The sequence below is a fragment of the Nocardia salmonicida genome, from assembly GCF_036142455.1.
GTDB classification, from domain to species: domain Bacteria; phylum Actinomycetota; class Actinomycetes; order Mycobacteriales; family Mycobacteriaceae; genus Nocardia; species Nocardia salmonicida.
The window spans coordinates 5,494,721-5,514,912 of the sequence record NZ_CP108014.1; the positions used below are offsets into that span (position 1 = coordinate 5,494,721).

Genomic DNA, 20,192 nt, shown 5'->3' on the forward strand with positions numbered 1-20,192 from the left:
CCTTTTCGAAAGGCGCGCAATGCCGCAGCACCGCGAGTTCGACCTGATCCTGTTCGGCGCAACGGGTTTCGTCGGCAAACTCACCGCCGAATACCTGCTCACCGCGGCCCCGGCCGACGCCAAGATCGCCCTGGCGGGTCGCTCGGCAGACAAGCTCGCCGCCACCCGCGACGAGCTCGGCCCGGCCGCCGCGGCATGGGAACTCGTCGTCGCCGATGCCAGCGATCCCGCCTCGCTGGCGGCGATGGCCGAGCGCACCAAGGTCGTGGTCACCACCGTCGGCCCGTACCTGCGCTATGGCATGCCGCTGCTGGGCGCGTGCGCCGCGGCGGGCACCCACTATGCCGACCTCACCGGTGAGCCGCTGTTCATCCACGACGCCATCGAGAAGTACGAGCAGACCGCAGTGGACTCGGGCGCCAAGATCGTGAATTCCTGTGGCTACGACTCGATTCCATCGGATCTGAGCGTGTACGAGATCTACCGCGCCACCCTCGCCGACAACACCGGCGAGCTCGAGGACACCACCCTGGTCGCCTACCTCAAGGGCGGCATGAGCGGCGGCACCATCGATTCCGGACGCGCCATGATGGAGGATGTCGCGGCCGATTCCACGCGCGGCAAGATCCTGGCCCACCCGTACTCGCTGAGCCCGGACCGCAGCATGGAACCCGATGTCGGCCGCCAGTCCGACCAGGCGCTGGCCCGTGCCGACAGCATCGACCCCAGCCTGAACGGCTGGGTCACCACGTTCGTGATGGCCTCGCACAACACCAAGGTCGTGCGCCGCACCAACGGCCTGCTCGGCTGGGTCTACGGCAAGCAGTTCCGCTACCGCGAGGTGATGAACGCGGGCGCCTCGCCCGCCGCGCCGCTGATCGCCGCGGGGATCGCCGGCGGCATGGTGGCCGTGATGGCGTCGCAGGCGGCACTGTCGCGGGTGTCGCTCGGCCGCAAGCTGCTCGACCGGATCCTGCCCAAGCCCGGCACCGGCCCCAACGAAAAGGCCCGCCGCAGTGGCTGGTTCACCATGAAGACCTTCGCCCGCACCAGCTCAGGCGCCAAGTACCAGGCCACCTTCTCCGGCACCGGCGATCCCGGCTACCAGGCCACCGCCGTGCTGCTCGGCCAGAGCGGCCTGAGCCTGGCCTTCGACACCCTGCCCGAGCGCGCGGGCGTGCTCACCCCCGCCTCGGCGATGGGCGAGGCACTCACCGCGCGGCTGCGCGAGGCGGGCATGACCATCGAGGTCGCACGACAGTGAATCTCGCTCGCAAGACGATGAACGCCCCGGCGCTGGCGGCGGTGTACGAGCACGCGTGGCGACCCACGCTGTTCTACCTCGCCAGCGGCCGGACCACCGGCACCGACCGCCGCGACGCGGTCGACCGGCTGCGCCTGAGCGGTCCTATGAAGGTGCTCGACCTTGCCTGCGGCCCAGGCAATTTCACGCGATACCTGAGCGAATATCTCACCCGCGACGGTTTCGTCACCGGTCTCGACTACTCCGCGCCGATGCTGGCCAAGGCCGCCGTCGACAACGCGAGCCCCCGCGTCGGCTACGTCCGCGGCGACGCCCGCACGCTGCCGTTCGCCGACGGAACCTTCGACGCCGTCTGCTGTTTCGGCGCCCTGTACCTGATCCCCGACCCGCTGGTCGCTACCCGCGAGATGATCCGCGTCCTCGCCCCCGGCGGCCGCATCGCGATCAGCACCAGCTACGCCGAGGACAACCTCTTCGGGTCGGCGAGCAGCCTGGCCGCGAGCCTGAGCGGCCTACGCCTGTTCGACCGTGACATCTTCCCGAAGCTGTTCGCCAGGGCGGGCCTGACCGAAATCGACCAGCGCGTCCACCGTTTCATGCAGTATGTGGACGCCACCAAGCCGATGTCAGACCAGGCTTAGCCAGTAGTCCTGGAACTTCAGGAACACCAGCAGCAGCACCACCGCGTAGAACACCACCACCAGGGTCCAGCGCCATTCGGCGAGGATCCCCATCGCCCCACGCGAGCGACCCCACAGCTCCTGCGTGGTCACAGCGAACAACACCGGCACGGCCACCCACACCACCATGCAGTACGGGCACAGCGCGTTGATCCGGTACAGGCTCTGGAAGATCAGCCAGCACAGTCCGGCGATGCCGAGGACGGTCCCGATCCACAGCCCGCCCCAGATCCAGCGCGGGAATCCGATACCGACCACCGACAGCACCGCGAGGGTCACCACCACCGAGAACCCGACGACGCCGATCAGCGGGTTGGGGAAACCGAAGACCGCGGCCTGGTCGGTCTTCATGATCGACCCGCACGACAGCACCGAGTTGATGCTGCACGAGGTGACGTAGTTCGGGTCGACGAACAGCTTGAACCGTTCGACGGTGAGCGTGAACGACGCCAGCCAGCCCGCCAGCCCGGCGATCAGCAGCAGCCAGGCCGAGCGGGCGGGGGCGGTGATCACTTGGCCGCGTCAGCGATCACGGGGGCCAGTCCGTTCTCGGTGAAGATCGCGTCGGACTGGTTCAGCTGACCGTTGATGTACACCGACGGCGTCGACTTCACGCCGCTCTGCAGCGTGGTCTGGGTGATCTGCTGGATGTAATCGTTGTACGGCTTGTCGTTGATGCAGGTCGCCACGGCGGGATCGGTGTACCCGGCGTCGGTGGCGATCTGGATGAGCTCGTCGTTGCTCAGGCCCGCGCCGCCCTCGGCGGGCTGCTTCTCGAACATGGTCTGCAACCAGGACTGGTACTTGGTGGTGTCGGACTTCGCCACGCAGAACGACGCGTTGGCCGCCCGTGAGGAGTACTGGTTGGTCGAGGCCTTGTCGAGGAAGGAGATGATCTGGTACTCCACGGAGGCGGTACCGTCGGCAGCCGCCTTGGCGAGCGCCTCCCCGTTGGCGGCCTCGAACTGCTTGCAGGCCGGGCACTGCAGGTCGGCGACCACGCGCACCTTGACCTTGGCATCGGGATTGCCGATCACGACCGTGCCGGTCTCGGTGACCGCCCCGCCGGTCGCGGGCAACTGCGCCGCCGAAGTAGTCGACGATTCCCTGTCGGAATCGGACTTGTTCACGGCGATTCCGATGCCGATGGCCGCGACCAGCGCCACCAGGACCGCGGCGACACCGACCTGGATCGCGATCTTGCGCTTCTTGTCGGCCGCCTCGGCCGCCGCCAGCGGATTCCTGCCGGAGGGACTCTTGCCCGTGCTCACCGTCGTCACACGCCTTTCGCTCGTTGGCTCCCCACCGGGAACATCATGCGGGCCGAACCTGAGAGTTTCCGCAAAGCTCGTTTTCAGGATTCGTCGAGTCGGCGCAACTGCTCGGCGATATCGAAGTCGGCGGGCGGCCAATCGAGTTCCAACTGCGACAGTGCGGCGATCAGCAACTCGGTGACCGCCAGGCGCGCGTACCACTTGTTGTCGGAGGGCAGTACATACCAGGGCGCGTAATCGGTGTTGGTGCGATCGAGAACGGCCTGGTATGCCTTCTGGTATTCGGGCCAGTGGGCGCGTTCGGTGATGTCGGAGGGGTTGAATTTCCAGTACTTGTCCGGACGCTCGAGCCGTTCGCGCAGCCGACGCTTCTGTTCGTCGAGGGAGACGAACATGGCGACCTTCACGATGGTGGTGCCCGCGTCGGCGACCTCTTTCTCGAACGCGTTGATCTGGTCGTAGCGCTGCTCCCACTCCGCCTGCGGCACGAGCTCGTGTACCCGCACCACCAGTACGTCCTCGTACTGGGAGCGGTCGAAGACGCCGATCTGACCGTGCGCGGGCAGCTTGTTGCGGATGCGCCACAGGAAGTCGTGCTGGGACTCCTCCTCGGTCGGCACGCCGAAGGACGCGTGATCGACGCCCTGCGGGTCGACCGAACCGATGACGTGGCGCACGATGCCGCCCTTACCCGCGGTATCCATACCCTGCAGGACCAGCAGCACGCTGTGTTGTCCACCGGTGCGACCGTGCGCGAACAGCTTCTCCTGCAAGACCGACAGCACCGTGGCCCGTTCGGCCAGCAGTTCCTTGCCGAGGCGCTTGCCGCCGGTGAAGCCCGGCGTGCTCGCGGTGTCGAGATCAGCGACGCGCTGACCGTCGGCGCGCAGCGCGATCTCAGCCGGTTCGGTCCAGGTTTTCGCCATTTCCCATGCCTACCACTACTGGGTGGGTTTACCGGGCAAGCTCGACGCAATCGTTGCCTGCCAGCACTGCACGCCCGCCGGGTCGGCGATGTCGGCGCTGTGCACGTACACGGGGTCTTCGCCGGCGCCACGCTGGGCGCGGTAGTCGGCGAGCAGACGGAAAGCGACGACGCCGAGCGGAATGATCGCGGCCAGGTTCACCAGCGCCATCGCGCCCATGAACACATCAGCGAGATTCCAGATCAGGCTCACCGAGCCGAGCGCGCCCCCGAAGACGGCCACCAGCACCAGGATTCGGAACGCGGTGAGCACCTGTGGACGCGTGGTGATGAATTCGATATTGGCGCGGCCGTAGTAGAAGTTGCCGATCATCGAGCTGAACGCGAGCAAGAACACCACCGCGGTGAGCACGTGCCCGGCCCAATCGCCCAGCGACGCCTGCAGCGCGCTCTGGGTGAGGTCGGCGCTGCGCCGCTCGGACAGGTCGGGGTCGGTGGTGAGAATGATGAAGGCGGTGATCGAGCAGATCAGCAGGGTATCGAAGTAGACGCCGAGCGATTGGACCAGACCCTGCTTCACCGGGTGCGAGACATCCGCTGCCGCAGCCGCGTTGGGCGAGGAACCGAGCCCGGCCTCATTGGAGAACATCCCGCGCCGAATACCCTGCGCGAGCGCGGTACCGATCCCGCCGCCGACCACCTCACGCACCCCGAACGCCCCGCCGACGATATCGGCCAGCACCCGCGGCAGGTCGGTGATGTTGAGTGCCACCACCGCGATGCCGAGCAGCAGGTACACGATCGCCATCACCGGCACCAGCACCTCGGTGATGTGGCTGATCCGGCGCACGCCCCCGAAGATCACCAGCCCGAGCAGCGTGATCAGACACAGCCCGACCACCAGGGCGAACCAGTCACCGTCCAGGGCCGACAGCGACGCCCGCGCGGTCGCCACGATGGTGTTGGACTGCACCGCGTTGAACACGAACCCGAAGGTCACCGTGATGATCACCGCGAACGCCAACCCCTGCCACCGACGCCGCAGCCCGTATTCCATGTAGTACGCGGGGCCGCCGCGAAAAGTCCCCGGCTCGTTCTCGCGGCGCTTGTAGAGCTGGGCGAGCGTGGATTCCACGAACGCCGACGCGGCGCCGACCGTGGCCATCGCCCACATCCAGAACACCGCCCCCGGCCCGCCGACACTGATCGCGGTCGCGACCCCCGCGATATTGCCGGTCCCCACCCGCGCCGCCGCGGAGATACTGAAGGCCCCGAACGCCGATACCGATTTCTTCCCGTCGGCGGCCGTCGGCCCCTTCTCCGTGACCACCCGGAACATCTCGGGCAGCATCCGCACCTGCACCACGCCGGTGCGCACCGTGAAGTACACCCCGGCCACGATGACCAGCGGAATCAGCAGCCAGTTCCAGAACACATCGTTGATATCGACGATCACCGAGTTCAGGGTGTCCATCCGGCGAACGCTACCGCCGTCGCGCGCCGTGACCGGTCAGGCCGCGCCTCATGTTGCTCAGTGGCTGAGGGCGGAGACGACGAACATGGCGGCGACACCGAAGAGGGTGCACAACAGGGTCAATCGGGAGGGGTGGCCCGCGTGGGCTTCGGGGAGGATGTCGGCGGTGGCGAGGTAGAGGAGGAACCCGGCGAAGTAGCCCATGTAGAGGCCGATCCAGTGCTCCGGTACGTGGATCACGGTGCCGAGAACGGCGCCTACTACGGGAGCGACGGCGTCGAGGGCCAACAGGGTGAGGGCGCGTTTGCGGGCACTGCCGTAGACGGTGGGAATGGTGAAAGTGTTGAAGCCGTCGGCGAAGTCGTGGCAGATCACGGCGATCGCGACGGACATGCCGACCGCCGCGCCCGCCTGGTACCCGAGGCCGATGCCGAAACCGTCCAGGGTGCTGTGAAAGATCAGGCCGCCCGCGGCCAGGAGACCGACGGACTCGAAACCGTGCTTGTGCGTACCGAATTCCTGCTCGTGGCCACGATGGATGGCGACCGCCCGCTCGATCACGTGCAGGCTGAGGAAGCCGAGGACCGCGGCGATCAACACATACGGGATACCGCGGAACATGCCGTCGGTCTGTTCGAGCGCCTCGGGAATCAGGTCGAACGCGACCACGCCGAACATCACCCCGGCGGCCAAGCCGAGGACCAGGTGCTTGCGGTCGCCGATCCGCATGGCGACGAAACCGCCGAACAGTGTCGACAACATCGACACCAAGGACAACAGGATCGCCATGAGCTGCCTATTCGTCGGCGGATGTGGCTTCGGACTCGGCCTTCTTGCGCTTCTTCTTCGACGGTGGCGCGTCGACCTCTTCGGTGACCTCGTAGCGGCGCACATACGCGCCCGCGAAACCTTGCAGCGTGGCGGTGACGGGAATCGCCAGCAGAGCGCCGGTCGGCCCGAGTAGCGCGGCACCCGCGATCACCGCCCCGAAGGCCACCGCCGGGTGCATGTCCAGAGTGGTCGCGGTGATGCGCGGTTGCAGAACATAGTTCTCGAACTGCTGATAGGCGACGATGAACAGCAGGATCCACAGGGCGGTGATCGGGTCGTGCACCAGCGCGACCAGCACCGGGAGCGCGCCGGCCATATACGTGCCGACAGTCGGGATGAACTGGGAGACGACGCCGACCCACAGCGCCAAGGCGAACGCCGACGGCACATCGAGCACCCGCAGCGCGACATAGTGCGCGATCGCCGAGCACAGCGCGAGCAGGGCCCGCGAATAGATGTAGCCGCCGGTCTTCTCGACCGCGATGTCCCAGGCCCGCAACACATGCTTCTGCTGTCTCGGCGGCAGCAGCGAACACACCCAGGTGCGGAAACGCGGGCCGTCGGCGGCGAAGTAGAAGGTGAACAACAGCACCCCGAGCAGCTGGAACAGCGCGCCGATCGCGACAGTGCCGATGCCCCAGACGTTTCCGGCCAGACCCACCAGATACTTCTCGATCGTGGAACTCCACTCCGAGGCGTATTTGGTCAGGTCGTCACCCGAAATATCCTGGTGGAAGGTCGAATTGACCCAGTTCACCAGATCCTGGACGTAGTCGGGGGCATTCGCCACCAGCATGGTCACCTGGTTGACCAGCAGCGCGCCCAGCGTCCACACGAACGCGACGATCACCACCAGCAAGGCCAGGAACACCGCGCCGGTGCCCGCCCCGCGCCGAACACCGCGCGCGGCAAGCCAATTCACCGCGGGTTCGATCGCGAACGCCAAGAATATCGATACCAGCAGCACGGTCAGCAGGCCCTGCATCTTGCCGAGCACCCAGAACGCCGCGATCAACCCGGCCACCGCGAGCACGATGTACAGCAGCGCCCTCGGCAGCCAGCGCGGTGGTGTTCGCACCGACCAGAAGGCAGGCAGGTTTCTCATGTCGCCGGACCGTGCGGCAGGTTCAGCGGATTCGTCCTGGGCAACCACAGATGTCACGGTACCCAGGACGAGCGCCCACCAGCCCGTCGGCGCGCGTACCGCCGACCCGGACAGCTACACCGTGGCGGTGTCGATCACGAACCGGTACTGGACATCGCTGGCGACCACGCGGTCGTAGGCGGAGTCGATCTCGTCGGCGGAGATCAGTTCGATCTCCGCGCCGATCCCGTGCGAAGCGCAGAAGTTCAGCATCTCCTGGGTCTGCGCCACGCCACCGATCATCGAACCGGCCAGTGACCGGCGGAAACCGGCGAGGTTACGCCCGGTGACGCTCATCGGGTTCTCCGGCAGGCCGAGAATCACCAGGGTGCCGTCGAGGGCGAGCAGGCGCAGGTAGCTGTCGATGGGCAGGTCGGCCGAGACGGTGTTGATGATCAGGTCGAACTGGCCGCGCAGCTGACGGAAGGTTTCCTTGTCGCTGGTGGCGTAGTAGTGGTGGGCCCCCATGCGCAGCCCGTCGTCGCGCTTGCGCAGCGACTGGCTCAGCACCGTCACCTCCGCGCCCAGCGCCGCCGCGATCTTCACACCGACGTGCCCGAGCCCGCCCATCCCGATGATCGCGACCTTCTTGCCCGGCCCCGCGTTCCAGTGCTTCAGCGGCGAGAACAGCGTGATGCCCGCGCACAGCAGCGGCGCGGCGACGTCTAGGCCGATGCCCTCGGGGATCGCGACGACGAAGCTCTCGTCCACCACGATCTGGGTGGAGTAGCCGCCCATCGTGTACCCGCCTGGCTGCGCGGTTTCGGGGACGCGTGAGTTGTAGGTCCACGTAGGACCGTTGGAGCAGTACTGCTCCTCGCCCGCCAGACACGGCACACACTTCCCGCACGAGTTCACCAGGCAGCCGACGCCGACCCGGTCACCGACCTGGTACTTGCGCACCGACGAGCCGACCGCGGCGACGATGCCCGCGATCTCGTGCCCTGGCACGCACGGGTACTGCGCGCCACCCCATTCGTCGCGCGCGGTGTGGATATCGGAATGGCAGATTCCGGCGTACTTGATATCGATCAGCACATCATCGGGACCGACCTCGCGACGTTCGATCGTGACCTTTTCGAAGGCCCCGTCAGGAGAGGGCTTGGCGTAGGCGGCAGCGGTGCTCATGGCTACATGCCTACAGCCGCATGCGTGCTTTGCCAAGTAGGCCGCGCCCCGACCGCGTCCGTATCGAGACCGGCGGACGCGGAAAACCGGTCACAATGGATTGGTCGGCTCGCGAGAGAGGACATGTGCTGTGAAGCGTGTCGGACGAGTGCTGGTAACGATGCTGGTCGCGCTGCTCGGCGTGTGCGCCTTTCTCGGGTATCGCGGGGAGTTCGCCCTGGTCGAGCAGGAGTTCGTGGCGCAGGCGCAGGCGCCCGTGCTGGTGCCGCTCGACCCCGCGCTGGTCGCGGGGCAGCTGGAATCGGTTCTGGTCAATATCGACGTCGACGCGGCCGGTTTCGGCATCGGGGCGGCCGGATCGGGGATCGTGCTCACCTCCGACGGACAGATTCTGACCAGTCATCATGTGATCAAGGGCGCCGAGGCGCTGAGCGTCACCGATATCGCCAACGGACTCGTCTACGAGGCGACCGTGCTCGGCTACGACTCCGGCGCCGACATCGCGTTGCTGTCGCTGGCAGGGGCCACGGGATTACCGGCCGCGCGGCTCGGCACCTCCGCCGACCTGCGGATCAGCCAGGATGTGCTGGCTATCGGTGACGCGGGCGGCGACGGCGGCGAGCCGACCTCGGTCGCCGGTCCGATCACCGATCTGGACGCGACGATCGTCGCCATGAACTCCGCCGACCTGACCCGCAAGGCGCTCAAGGGGATGGTCGAGGTCGCCGCGCCGGTGATGGGCGGGCAGTCCGGCGGCGCGCTGGCCGACGCGTCAGGGGCGGTGGTCGGGGTGATCACGGCGGCCTCCGGCGAGAACGCCAGGGCCGAGGGCAGGCCGGCCAACGGCTACGCCGTCCCGATCGACACCGCCATGCGCATCGTGGCCCAGATCCGTTCGGGAACCCCGACCGACACCGTCCACATCGGCCCCACCGCAACCCTCGGCGTGCAGGTCATCGACGCCAGACCCGCCGGCGCCCAGGTGAGCTGGGCTTTCTACGGCCAGCCCGCCCGCGAGGCCGGTATCAGCATCGGCGATGTGATCACCGCGGTCGACGGCGTCTCGATCACCACCGCCAAGGCCCTCAGCGCCGCCATCAACCTCCGCAAGCCCGCCGACCCGATCCGCCTCGACGTCACCTCCCCCAACGGCACCACCCGCACCGTCGAAGCAGTACTCGCCCACGGAACCCCCAACTGACCCCCACACCGACCGCGCTGAACAAGCGGAACTCCGGCCGTGTCACTCGAGGGTTTGGAGGAGTTCGACGAGGGTCAGGCGGAGCTTTTCCATGTGGGTTCGGCGGTAGAGGGCGGTGTCGTATTCGAGTTGGAGGGTGAGGCGGCCACCGATGGTGAAGGTGGTGAGCTTCGGGGGCATGGCCGGGCCCATGGCGTAGATGTCGTCGCGGACGAAGGCGATGTCGTCGGGGATCGGATGGGGTTGCAGGCGGCCGATATTGGAGATGGCGATGGTGGGAGGTGCCGAGAGGAGTGCGGCGGTGAGTTCGTCGTTGACGAGTTGGGCGGCGAGCGGGAAGTGGGCGGGTTCGCGGCGGTCGAGGCCGGCGCGCAGGCCGGTCTCGATCGAGTGAGCCAGTTCGAGCTGGGTGGTTTCGCCGGTCGCGTGGACCAGGACGCCCGCGCCGGAGGCGAAGTTGACGACCGTCTCGGCGGGTACCGGCGGGTCGAATTCCGCGCGAACGTCGGCCGCGTACCCACAGAACATCGGCAAGGAGCCTGATTCGGGAAAACGAGTTCGGAAGGCGGTCAGCGCCGTACCGGCGAGCACGCTGGTCACCGAAAGGCCATGGGCGCGTGCCACTGTCACGAGTCCGGCGGTCTCCTCGGCGCTGAGTTCGATGCGTTGCATCGCGAATCGGCCGAGCGGATCGGTGTCGGAACCGTCGCGGGGCAGTGTTCGCGGCGCGTCCTCGGGACCCATCGACGCCGCGCCCGCCCTGATTTCATCCAGCCATGCTTCAGCCGCCGCGACCGAAACCACGTCGGCCAGCCGGGTATCCATAGCCTCGGGCAGCGTCTGATCCGAATTCGTCTCCGGCACAGCGATACCTGTCGCGTGCGCCGTGTAGCGCCGCCACATCTGTCCGAGCAACGCGAATCCCGATCTGCCATCGGAGATTCCGTGGTGGACGACCAACACGATCTGCTGACGCAGACCCGCCCGTAGCAGGTACGCGCGAAACAGCCCGCCACTCCAGTCCCTCGGCCCGTTGACCAGCGCCAGATACTCGGCTGCCCCACCTTCGACGATGTCGAGCCGAGGCTGGAACCCGTCGTCGCGGACGAAATGGCCCACGCCGTCGTCGGTCACCACCCGGCTGCGCAGCAGCGGATGCGCGGCGGCGAGCTCGTCGAGCACTGTCCGCAGGATCGCGGGATCGAGCACGCCGTGCACCGTGGTGCCGAGAAACAGTGGCATCCCGCCGGTCGGCACGCTGCCGATGGTCGTGCCGGTGCCGAAGAAGCTGGATTCGAACGGGGAGATACGTCGTCGAGAGGTCATCGTCGAAACATACATCCGTTTCATACACTTGTCACTGACGTTTGTTTGAAACGTATGTCACGAACAGCCGTATGCGCCGCTTGCTATCGTGCGCGGGTGGGAACGCGCGAAGATCTTCTGGAAGCCGCCAAGCAGTGCCTGGCCGAACGCGGCTATGCCCGCACCACCGTGCGCGATATCGTCGCTGCCTCCGGCACCAACCTGGCGGCCATCAACTACCACTTCGGCACCCGCGACAAGCTGCTCCAACAGGCGATGCTGGAATCGAGCGCGAGCGCGGTGACGCAGATCCTCGACGCGCTGCCCGCGAGCGATCCGGCCGATCCCACCGCCCGCCTCGAAGCGTTCTGGCACAGCCTGATCACCTCGTTCGTCGAGAACGCGCCGCTGTGGCACGCCAATGCCGAATGCCTCAACCAGGCACTGCACTCGCCCGAGCTGCGCACCGAACTCGCCCACGCGCAGGGGCGGGCCCGGAGCGGTCTGACCGAAGCCTTCGGCAACGGCGACAGCAATGTCGGCGCGATCCTGCAGACGATGATCGGCGGCCTGCTCCTGCAGTGGCTGATCGACCCGGACAACGCCCCCACCGCGACCGAGCTCACCGCGGGCGCCCGCGCCATGATCCGCGCCTGACCAGCCTGACCACCGAACCGGCGAGCAGCGATCTCACCCGCTCCGGGCGATGTGCGCCGCCCGAGTATCGGCGGATGCTGGTGTCGCGCGGTCCGATCATGGTCGCGCGACATGGACGCGAAGACGAGGAGCGCGCATGCCGGATCAGAACGTGCCCGAATTGACCGCACAGGCCTACCTGTATGGATTCCCGCTGGTCTTCAACCTCGATTCGATCGAGCGATTGCTCCATGAGGGCATCGGCGATATCCCCGCGACGCCGTTCAACGACTTCGCCCATGCCCGCACCCTCGCCGGCGCCTCGGCGACCTTCGTCTCGATCAACAACGACACCGTGTACTCGATCGCCCTGATCGACCTCTCAGTCGGTCCATTGACCTTCCATGTGCCGGACGCCGGCGATCGGTACTACGTCATGCAGTTCATCGACGCCTGGACCGACAACTTCGCCTACGTCGGCACGCGGGCCACCGGAAACCGCGCGGGCGACTACCTCCTGGTCCCGCCGGGATGGACCGGTACCGCCCCCGACGACACGACGGTCATCCATTTCCCCACCGTTGTCGGCGTGATCGCCGGCCGCTGGGCCTGCGCGGGCGAGGACGACCTCCCCGCCGTGCACGCCTTGCAGGACGCGCTGACGTTGACAGCCGCCGACGGAGCCGCACAGCCGACCGGACTTCCGTCGCCGGATCCGACGGTCGCGCCGGACCTGATGTTCCTCGAGAAAGTCCGCGTCTGGTCGCAGGCATTTCCTCCCGCGAAGCGCGATCTCGCGCTCCAGGAATCGTTCGCGCCGATCGGCCTGACGACTGCGGGCGCCTCCCCCTACCTGTCCCTCGACCCGGACCGAGCGTCCGCGCTGCGCGCCGGATTGGGTGAGGGCCAGGAAGAACTGAGCAACGCGACGAAGAGCGGGGCGGGCGCCGAAGAGAACGGCTGGCAGTTGACGCTGCACCTTTTCGACTACAACATCGACTTCTTCGAGATCGGCACGGTCGACGACGAGAACTTCAAGATCACCGACCCGACACAGCGGATCATCGCTCGCGCCGTAGCCGCCAAGGCCGGACTCTGGGGCAACCACGCCTATGAGGCCGCCTACGCGATGATCTACACCGACAGCACCGGCCAGCAGCTGACCGGCGCGAACACCTATATTCTTCGCCTCGACCCCACCCCGCCGGTCCACGCCTTCTGGTCGATCACCATGTACTCGACCCCGGACTTCTACCTGTGCGCCAACCCGATCGACCGCTACTCGATCGGCGACCGCACCCCCGGCCTCGTCTACGACGACAACGGCGGGCTCACGCTCACCATCAGCCACGCCGAGCCCGTCGACCCCAAAGCCCGCGCCAACTGGCTCCCCGCCCCGGACGGCGACTTCCGCCCCGGCATGCGCATGTACGAGCCCCAGCAGGCAGTCCTCGACCAGACCTACGTTCTCCCCCCGATCACCAGGACCTGACCGAACCGAATCACGCTGTGCTCGTTCGTGTACCGCGCCCAGACAAAAGGGGCGCACCGGAATCCGGTGCGCCCCTTGTCTTGTTCGCTTACTCCTCGGTCGCGGCAGCCGCCTGCGCGGCCAGCGCTCGTCGGCGGACCCGGCGAGCCGCGGCCACCATGTTCCGCAACGACGGCTCCAGCTGCCAGTAGTGGCGGGTCTTGAGGCCGCCGTCGGGGTTGGCCCACAACCGTTGCGGGGTCACGGCATTCGCGGCCTGGGTGAGCAGCTCGTCGAATTCGTCGATATCGGGGATGCGGGCCGAGCGGCTCTCGTACACACCGGGGCCGACGCCGTGGGTGAGGCCGTGGCCGGAGGAGAGGTCCTCGGTAAGCGCCTCGATGACCCACTCGATCGAGCGGGTCGCCACGATCGCGGTGACGTCGGCATCGAGCTGATCGATCGCGTCGACCACCTCGGTGCGGCCGGAATAGCCGATGTGGGTGTGGATCTGGGTGTCGGACCGCACGCCGGAGGTGGCCAGCTTGAACGCGCCGACCGCCCAGCGCAGGTACTCCTCGCGGCCGTGCGGGCGGGCAGGGAGCAGCTCGCGGATGGCGGGCTCGTCGACCTGGATGATCGCGATCCCGGCCTTCTCCAAGTCCACCACTTCATCCCGGATGGCAAGTGCCACTTGGTCGGCCGTCTCGTAGAGCGGCTGATCCTGGCGAACGAACGAGCGCGCCAACATCGTGACCGGCCCGGTGACCATGCCCTTGACCGGCTTGTCGGTGAGCGACTGCGCGTAGGTGGTCCACTCCACCGACATCGGCGCGGGCCGCGCCACATCGCCGTAGACGATCGGCGGGCGCACACACCGCGAGCCGTACACCTGCACCCAGCCGAAACGGGTGGTCGCGAAGCCGTCGAGCTGCTCGGCGAAGAACTGGATCATGTCGTTGCGCTCGTGCTCGCCGTGCACGAACACGTCGAGGCCGATGTCTTCCTGGAGCCGGATCGTCGCCTCGATCTCGGCCTCGACCAGCTTGCGGTAGTCGTCGTCGGACAGCCGTCCCGAGGACACCTCGTGGCGGGCCTGGCGCAGTTTGCCGCTCTGCGGGAACGAGCCGAGCGTGGTGGCGGGCACCAGCGGCAGGTTCAACCGCTCCTGCTGCGCGGCCGCGCGCTCGTCGTAGGGCGCGCGTTCGCGCATCTGGGGCGTCACGGCGTACACCCGCTGGCGCACCGCGTGCTTCTGCTTGAAATGCACCTCGGTGGGCCGCTTGCGCCAGTTCTCCGACGGGCCCTCGGTGAGCGCCTTGGCGAGCGAGACGACCTCGCCCACCTTCTGCTTCGCGAAGGCGAGCCGGTCGGCCACATTGCCCTCGATGTCGTACTCGGCGAGCACGTCATAGGGCACGTGCAGCAGCGTGGTGCCGGTCGACACCACCAGATCCGGGCACACCTCGGCGATCGAGTTCAGGTAGTTCAGCGTGACCACCCGGTCGGCGCGCCACACGTTCTGACCACTGATGACACCGGCGTAGATCCGCTTGCGCTTGATCCCAGGAATCGCCGCCAGCTCCTCCGGCTGCATCCGGTAGGAGGCCAGGTCGAGGCCGATCGCCTCGACATTGCTCGCGGCCAGAATCCGCAGCGCCTCACCGAAATCGCCGTACTGCCCGGTGACCAGGATGCGCGGACGCAGCGGCGCCTTCGCCAGCTGGTTGTAGGCCTTCTCGAACGCGGCCAGCTCGGCGGGCGTGCGCTCACCGGTGAAGCAGGGCTCATCGAGCTGCACGCAGGTCGACCCGCGCTTGGCGAGGATCTCGAACAGCTCCTCGTAGAACGGCAGCAGCTGATCGAGCAGGCTCAATGTGTCGAACTCGGTCTCGCCCGGCACATGCCCGGCCTTCGACAACAGCAGCAACGACACCGGGCCGAGCACCACCGGACGCAGCTCGATCCCGCGGGCGGCCGCCCGGTCCCACTCGTCGAGCAGGGCCTCGGGATGCAGCGAGAACGTGGTGTCGGCGTCGAGTTCGGGCTGGCGGTAGTGGTAGTTGGTGCCGAAGAATCGCACCAGCTCGAGCGGCGGGGTGTCGGGGTTGCCGCGCGCCATCAGGAAGTAGAAGTCCAGCGGGTCGAGACCCTCTTGGAATTCCTTGAAGCGCGAGGGCACCGCACCGAACAGCAGCGCGTTGTCGAGGATGTGGTCGTAGAAGGAGAAGGTGTTGCCCGGCACCTGCGAGAGCCCGGTCGCGGCCAGCTCGTTGAACTGACGCTCCTGGATATCGCGTCCTACCGTGAGCAGTTCCTCGCGTTCGAGCGATCCGCGCCAATACGACTCGAGCGCGCGCTTGAGCTCTCGGTGCGGACCGATCCTCGGGTATCCGAGAACGCTCGACCCGAATCCATCGGTGACGTTGACCATGACCGCCGATACTCCCTTTCGATCACACGCTGCGCTCGAGACATAGCGCCGGGCACGCGAGCGCGTCCGGCTACAGCAGCTTAAGCCGCAAGAACGCCTCCGCGCCGCTCCCCCCGCAAACCCCGAGCACCTGAGCGCCTTTTGTAAGTCTCTCTAGGGGCCCGCCCTGATCTGGACTGACCGAAGGGTGCGACGAAGGAGTACCCGTAGGGAGGGAAGATCAGGGGCCCGAAGGGCCCCACTCGAGCGCGCCAGCGCTCCGATGAACACAGCCACCAAACGACCCCGAGCGGGTAAACCTGATCGTCCCTACCGAACAGCCCGAATCCGGGCTGTTCGGACGAGTCCCCTATTTGCCGTACTGGTAGAACCCGGCTCCGGTCTTCTTACCGAGCAGCCCGGCTTCGACCATGCGCATCAGCAGCGGCGGAGCCGAGTAGAGCGGCTCCTTGAACTCGGAGTACATCGAGTCCGCGATGGACTTCACGGTGTCGAGGCCGACGAGGTCGGTCAGCGCCAGCGGGCCCATCGGGTGGGCACAGCCGAGCACCATCGCCTTGTCGACGTCGTCCTTGGTGGCGAAGCCCGACTCGACCATCCGGATGGCCGAGAGCAGGTACGGCACCAGCAGCGCGTTGACGACGAAACCGGAGCGGTCGGCCGAGCGCACGATCTGCTTGCCCAGGATCTCGGCGGCGAACTGCTCGGCGCGCTTGGCGACCGGCTCGCTGGTCTTGAGCGTGGTGACCAGCTCGACCAGCGGCAGCACCGGCACCGGGTTGAAGAAGTGCAGGCCGACCACGCGCTCGGGATTGGCGGTGGCGACGGCGATCTTCATGATCGGGATCGAGGAGGTGTTGGAGGCGAGCACGGCGTTCGGGTCGGTGACGACCTTGTCCAGCTCGGCGAAGATGGCCGTCTTGACCTCTTCGTTCTCGACAACGGCCTCGACCACCAGCTGACGGTCGGCGAAGTCGCTGAGATCGGAGGTGAAGCGCAGCCGCCATGCGGCCTGCTCCCGCTCACGCTCGGTGATCTTGCCGCTGCTCACGCCACGGTCCAGCGAACGCAGGATCCGTGCGCGGCCCGCGGCGGCGAGTTCACGCGTGGTCTCGTAGACGAGGACGTCGACGTGCGCGCGTGCGCACACCTCCGCGATGCCCGCGCCCATCTGTCCGGCGCCGATGATGCCAACGCGCTGAATCTTCTCGCTGCTGCTCACGTCCCGCTCCTGCTGTGTGTCTGGCTGTGGGGTGGCTGGGGAGGTCATAGCGACCAAAGTATAGGGATGCCCTCCCTCACCGAGGGCTGATCGGCGAGGGAGGGCGTACACCCCTACCGGAGTAGAGGAAAGACGTTGCCGGTCAAAGCAACTCCGAGGGAGATCAGTGGAACTGACCCTCTTCGGTGGAGCCCTTCAGGGCGGCGGTCGACGTGTTGGGGTCGACGGTGGTGGCGATGGTGTCGAAGTAGCCGGCACCGACCTCACGCTGGTGCTTGATGGCGGTGAAGCCACGCTCGGCAGCAGCCTTGAACTCGCGCTCCTGCAGGTCGACGAACGCGGTCATGCCCTCGCGAGCGTAGCCGTGCGCCAGGTCGAACATGCCGTAGTTGAGCGAGTGGAAGCCCGCCAGGGTGATGAACTGGAACTTGAAGCCCATCGCGCCGAGCTCACGCTGGAACTTCGCGATGGTCGCGTCGTCCAGGTGCTGCTTCCAGTTGAACGAAGGCGAGCAGTTGTAGGCAAGCAGCTGGTCCGGGAACTCGCTGCGAACCGACTCGGCGAACTTGCGCGCGACCTCGAGATCCGGGATACCGGTCTCCATCCAGATGAGGTCGGCGTAGGGGGCGTAGGCCTTGGCACGCGCGATGCAGGGCTCGATGCCGTTCTTCACACCGAAGAAGCCCTCGGCGGTACGGGTGCCGTCCAGGAACTCACGGTCGCGCTCGTCCACATCGGAGGTGATGAGGGTGGCGGCCTCGGCGTCGGTGCGGGCGATGATCACCGAAGGCACGTCGGCGACGTCAGCGGCCAGACGCGCGGAGGTCAGGGTGCGGATGTGCTGCTGGGTGGGGATCAGCACCTTGCCACCGAGGTGGCCGCACTTCTTCTCCGAAGCCAGCTGGTCTTCCCAGTGCACGCCGGCGGCGCCGGCCACGATCATGGCCTTCTGCAGCTCGTAGGCGTTCAGGGCGCCACCGAAGCCGGCCTCGGCGTCGGCCACGATCGGGGCAAGCCAGTTCTTGACCGACTCGTCGCCCTCGACCTTGGAGATCTCGTCGGCGCGCGACAGGGCGTTGTTGATGCGACGCACGACCGCGGGAACCGAGTTCGCCGGGTACAGCGACTGGTCCGGGTAGGTGTGGCCGGACAGGTTGGCGTCACCGGCGACCTGCCAACCGGACAGGTAGATGGCCTTCAGGCCGGCGCGAACCTGCTGCACGGCCTGGTTGCCGGTGAGGGCGCCCAGCGAGTTGATGTAGTCCTCGTTGTTCACGAGGTCCCACAGGATCTCCGAACCGCGACGGGCGAGGGTGTGCTCCTCGACGACGTTGCCCTGCAGCTTGGAAACCTGCTCGGCGGAGTAGGTGCGGGTCAGGCCGTTCCAACGCGGGTTGGTGTCCCAATCCTGCTGGATTTCCGCTGCGGTCTTCGGGGTGCCGGGGAGAGACATCTCTTGACTCCACTTCCTCGTGTGGTCGGTGCCCCACGCAGTCGGCGTGCGAATAAACCGGTGGCTGAACGCTTTCGGTTGCACATCTCGTACTGCTGGAGCAATTTGCAGGCTTGCTAGGACTTACTAGGGCCCAAGGGGTGTACTTCCAAACAATGGCACACCCAGAAATAGCCGTCTACCTGTTGGTTGTGTGAATCTCAGCTAGTTTTGACGACGCGTTTGCTAACTTTGCGAAATTAGCGGGCTGATTGCAAGCATCGGACCTACCGGCGGGTAGTGCTGACCAGGAGTTTTAGCATAACGCTCGTACTGTTAGCGATCATCGGGTGGGCGCCCTCCGACACTCCCGAGCCTTCCAGCGTGTGAGTCGTTTCACACACCACGCCGGACACGAATGATGTGCGTGTCGTCACTCGATTCGGTCACGACGCGAGGATTCCCCCGTCGCCCCCCAGAAGTGGGTGCACCGCACAGCGTGCGAGACACTCGTCCACCGAGACAGGTTGCTCGGAAGACGAAAGAGTGGGTCCATGAGGATTTCGAGGATCGCGGCGACATCGCTGACCGTATTGGCGGCGGCATTGAGCCTGGTACCGGCGGCGAGCGCGCAGCCGACCGAGGCGGCGGGCACCGTCGTCGGCGTCGAGTCGCTGTCCGCCGCGGCGACTCTGCCCGGTTCCGCCCGGGCCGAGCGACTGCTCTACCGCTCGACCACCGCGGGTGACCAGCCGACCACCACCAGCGCGGCCGTGTACTTCCCCGCGGGCGAGGCCCCGCAGGGCGGCTGGCCGGTGATCGCGTGGGCACACGGCACCGTCGGACTCGGCGACGACTGCGCCTACAGCGTGGGAGGGCCCGCCGCGGTCGAGCGCGACTGGGCCTACCTCGGCACCTGGTTGAACCAGGGCTACGCGATCGTCTCCGCCGACTACGCGGGCCTCGGCGGCCCCGGCGAACATCCCTACCTCAACGGCATCGCCGAAGCGCACAATGTGGTCGACGCGGTGAAGGCCGCGACCGAGCGGTACTCGTCCCTGTCGAACAGGTGGGCCGTGGTCGGCCAGTCCCAGGGCGCGGGCGCCGCGGTGTTCACCGCCCGCTACGCCACCGAATTCGGCGGTCCCGACCTGGACTACCGCGGTGCGGTGGGCACCGGCGTCCCCGCCTACATCGAGGACGTCATCCAACTACTCGGCCCCGGCGTGCCCCCTATCGCCCTGAGCTCGCACCTCACCGCCTACGTCCTGTACATCCTGAGCGGCCTGCGCACCACCTACCCCGACCTGAACATCGACGGCCTGCTCACCGACACCGGCCGCACCTGGCTCGCCCGCGCCCAAACCGCGTGCATCGGCCCCCTCGGCGACGAACTCGCCGCCGCGAAACCCTCGATCGGCAGCATGTTCGCCCGCCCCATGTCCTCGATCCCCGACGTCCACGGCCTGCTCGCCCACTACATGGGCCTGCCCGAATCCGGCTACGACCGCCCGCTCTTCCTCGGCCAGGGCCTCCAGGACACCGACGTTGTCACCCCCGAAACCCTGCGCTACGCCGCGGTCCTGCAAGCCAACCGCCAGCCGCTCACCTTCCGCACCTACCCCACCGATCACGACGGCACCGTCAACGCCTCCCTGGTCGACTCGGCGCCCTTCGTCAGCGCGTTGTTCGCCTGACCCGAGTACGAGAACGGCCCCGCGCTACTCCAAGTAGCGTGGGGCCGTTACGTTTTCGTACGTACAGTCGCAGG

At 67.0% G+C, this 20,192-nt stretch carries 17 protein-coding genes; 6 read left to right on the plus strand and 11 right to left on the minus strand.

Annotated features, from left to right (window positions below; translation table 11 throughout):
- Positions 1-19: 19 nt before the first annotated feature.
- On the plus strand, positions 20-1,264 hold the full coding sequence (locus OHS03_RS25710; protein ID WP_328657622.1) for a saccharopine dehydrogenase family protein: 1,245 nt from the start codon (positions 20-22) through the stop codon (positions 1,262-1,264).
- A complete protein-coding gene (locus OHS03_RS25715; RefSeq protein WP_328657624.1) occupies positions 1,261-1,905 on the plus strand; it encodes a class I SAM-dependent methyltransferase in 645 nt (214 codons plus the stop codon). The genes OHS03_RS25710 and OHS03_RS25715 overlap by 4 nt, the downstream gene beginning before the upstream one ends.
- Here the strand turns inward: OHS03_RS25715 and OHS03_RS25720 are convergent.
- The 7 genes from OHS03_RS25720 to OHS03_RS25750 all read right to left on the minus strand — a co-directional run bounded on the left by OHS03_RS25720 (position 1,891) and on the right by OHS03_RS25750 (position 8,720).
- On the minus strand, positions 1,891-2,454 hold the full coding sequence (locus OHS03_RS25720) for a vitamin K epoxide reductase family protein (RefSeq protein ID WP_370585371.1): 564 nt from the start codon (positions 2,452-2,454) through the stop codon (positions 1,891-1,893). The genes OHS03_RS25715 and OHS03_RS25720 overlap by 15 nt on opposite strands.
- A complete protein-coding gene (locus tag OHS03_RS25725) occupies positions 2,454-3,215 on the minus strand; it encodes a DsbA family protein (protein WP_328657627.1) in 762 nt (253 codons plus the stop codon). The genes OHS03_RS25720 and OHS03_RS25725 overlap by 1 nt, the downstream gene beginning before the upstream one ends.
- Positions 3,216-3,298: 83 nt before the next feature.
- Positions 3,299-4,144 (minus strand): PPK2 family polyphosphate kinase, encoded by an 846-nt coding sequence (locus OHS03_RS25730; RefSeq protein ID WP_328657629.1) that lies wholly within the window; start codon positions 4,142-4,144, stop codon positions 3,299-3,301.
- Positions 4,145-4,159: 15 nt separating this feature from the next.
- Positions 4,160-5,617, minus strand: coding sequence for an alanine/glycine:cation symporter family protein (locus OHS03_RS25735; protein ID WP_328657631.1), 1,458 nt, complete (start codon positions 5,615-5,617; stop codon positions 4,160-4,162).
- Positions 5,618-5,674: 57 nt separating this feature from the next.
- Complete coding sequence (locus tag OHS03_RS25740; RefSeq protein ID WP_328657634.1) at positions 5,675-6,406, minus strand: ZIP family metal transporter; 732 nt, start codon at positions 6,404-6,406, stop codon at positions 5,675-5,677.
- 7 nt (positions 6,407-6,413) lie between these two features.
- Complete coding sequence (locus OHS03_RS25745; RefSeq protein WP_328657636.1) at positions 6,414-7,553, minus strand: AI-2E family transporter; 1,140 nt, start codon at positions 7,551-7,553, stop codon at positions 6,414-6,416.
- Positions 7,554-7,667: 114 nt separating this feature from the next.
- The gene (locus OHS03_RS25750; protein ID WP_062986327.1) at positions 7,668-8,720 is read right to left on the minus strand and encodes an NAD(P)-dependent alcohol dehydrogenase; all 1,053 of its coding nucleotides are present in this window, start codon (positions 8,718-8,720) and stop codon (positions 7,668-7,670) included.
- Positions 8,721-8,850: 130 nt separating this feature from the next.
- On the opposite strand from OHS03_RS25750, the gene OHS03_RS25755 reads away from it, so the two are divergent.
- Positions 8,851-9,921 carry a S1C family serine protease gene (locus OHS03_RS25755; RefSeq protein WP_328657638.1) on the plus strand — a complete coding sequence of 357 codons (1,071 nt, stop codon included), beginning with the start codon at positions 8,851-8,853 and terminating at the stop codon, positions 9,919-9,921.
- A 42-nt stretch (positions 9,922-9,963) separates the two neighbouring features.
- Here OHS03_RS25755 and OHS03_RS25760 read toward each other — a convergent pair whose 3' ends face one another.
- Entirely contained in the window at positions 9,964-11,247 is a 1,284-nt protein-coding gene (locus OHS03_RS25760) for a phthiocerol/phthiodiolone dimycocerosyl transferase family protein (RefSeq protein WP_328657640.1), read from the minus strand.
- A gap of 96 nt (positions 11,248-11,343) precedes the next feature.
- Between OHS03_RS25760 and OHS03_RS25765 the strand changes: the two genes are divergently transcribed.
- A complete protein-coding gene (locus tag OHS03_RS25765) occupies positions 11,344-11,883 on the plus strand; it encodes a TetR/AcrR family transcriptional regulator (protein WP_328657642.1) in 540 nt (179 codons plus the stop codon).
- Positions 11,884-12,019: 136 nt separating this feature from the next.
- Positions 12,020-13,354, plus strand: a complete 1,335-nt coding sequence (locus tag OHS03_RS25770) for a DUF1254 domain-containing protein (RefSeq protein WP_328657644.1) — start codon at positions 12,020-12,022, stop codon at positions 13,352-13,354.
- A gap of 88 nt (positions 13,355-13,442) precedes the next feature.
- Here the strand turns inward: OHS03_RS25770 and metE are convergent, their stop codons facing one another.
- From metE to aceA, 3 genes are all read right to left on the minus strand, one after another.
- On the minus strand, positions 13,443-15,767 hold the full coding sequence (metE, locus tag OHS03_RS25775) for a 5-methyltetrahydropteroyltriglutamate--homocysteine S-methyltransferase (RefSeq protein ID WP_056814614.1): 2,325 nt from the start codon (positions 15,765-15,767) through the stop codon (positions 13,443-13,445).
- 349 nt (positions 15,768-16,116) lie between these two features.
- Complete coding sequence (locus OHS03_RS25780) at positions 16,117-16,989, minus strand: 3-hydroxybutyryl-CoA dehydrogenase (RefSeq protein ID WP_255284589.1); 873 nt, start codon at positions 16,987-16,989, stop codon at positions 16,117-16,119.
- 163 nt (positions 16,990-17,152) lie between these two features.
- The gene (gene aceA, locus OHS03_RS25785) at positions 17,153-18,442 is read right to left on the minus strand and encodes an isocitrate lyase (protein ID WP_056814620.1); all 1,290 of its coding nucleotides are present in this window, start codon (positions 18,440-18,442) and stop codon (positions 17,153-17,155) included.
- A gap of 533 nt (positions 18,443-18,975) precedes the next feature.
- Here aceA and OHS03_RS25790 point away from each other — a divergent pair.
- Complete coding sequence (locus OHS03_RS25790) at positions 18,976-20,118, plus strand: lipase family protein (protein ID WP_328657646.1); 1,143 nt, start codon at positions 18,976-18,978, stop codon at positions 20,116-20,118.
- Positions 20,119-20,192: the final 74 nt, after the last annotated feature.

Bases quoted from the DNA above. Each gene is read 5' to 3' on its own strand.
- OHS03_RS25710 (WP_328657622.1), top strand. From the start codon at position 20: ATGCCGCAGCACCGCGAGTTCGACCTGATCCTGTTCGGCGCAACGGGT.
- OHS03_RS25730 (WP_328657629.1), bottom strand. From the start codon at position 4,144: ATGGCGAAAACCTGGACCGAACCGGCTGAGATCGCGCTGCGCGCCGAC.
- OHS03_RS25735 (WP_328657631.1), bottom strand. From the start codon at position 5,617: ATGGACACCCTGAACTCGGTGATCGTCGATATCAACGATGTGTTCTGG.
- OHS03_RS25740 (WP_328657634.1), bottom strand. From the start codon at position 6,406: ATGGCGATCCTGTTGTCCTTGGTGTCGATGTTGTCGACACTGTTCGGC.
- OHS03_RS25745 (WP_328657636.1), bottom strand. From the start codon at position 7,553: ATGAGAAACCTGCCTGCCTTCTGGTCGGTGCGAACACCACCGCGCTGG.
- OHS03_RS25750 (WP_062986327.1), bottom strand. From the start codon at position 8,720: ATGAGCACCGCTGCCGCCTACGCCAAGCCCTCTCCTGACGGGGCCTTC.
- OHS03_RS25760 (WP_328657640.1), bottom strand. From the start codon at position 11,247: ATGACCTCTCGACGACGTATCTCCCCGTTCGAATCCAGCTTCTTCGGC.
- OHS03_RS25770 (WP_328657644.1), top strand. From the start codon at position 12,020: ATGCCGGATCAGAACGTGCCCGAATTGACCGCACAGGCCTACCTGTAT.
- metE (WP_056814614.1), bottom strand. From the start codon at position 15,767: ATGGTCAACGTCACCGATGGATTCGGGTCGAGCGTTCTCGGATACCCG.
- aceA (WP_056814620.1), bottom strand. From the start codon at position 18,442: ATGTCTCTCCCCGGCACCCCGAAGACCGCAGCGGAAATCCAGCAGGAT.
- OHS03_RS25790 (WP_328657646.1), top strand. From the start codon at position 18,976: ATGAGGATTTCGAGGATCGCGGCGACATCGCTGACCGTATTGGCGGCG.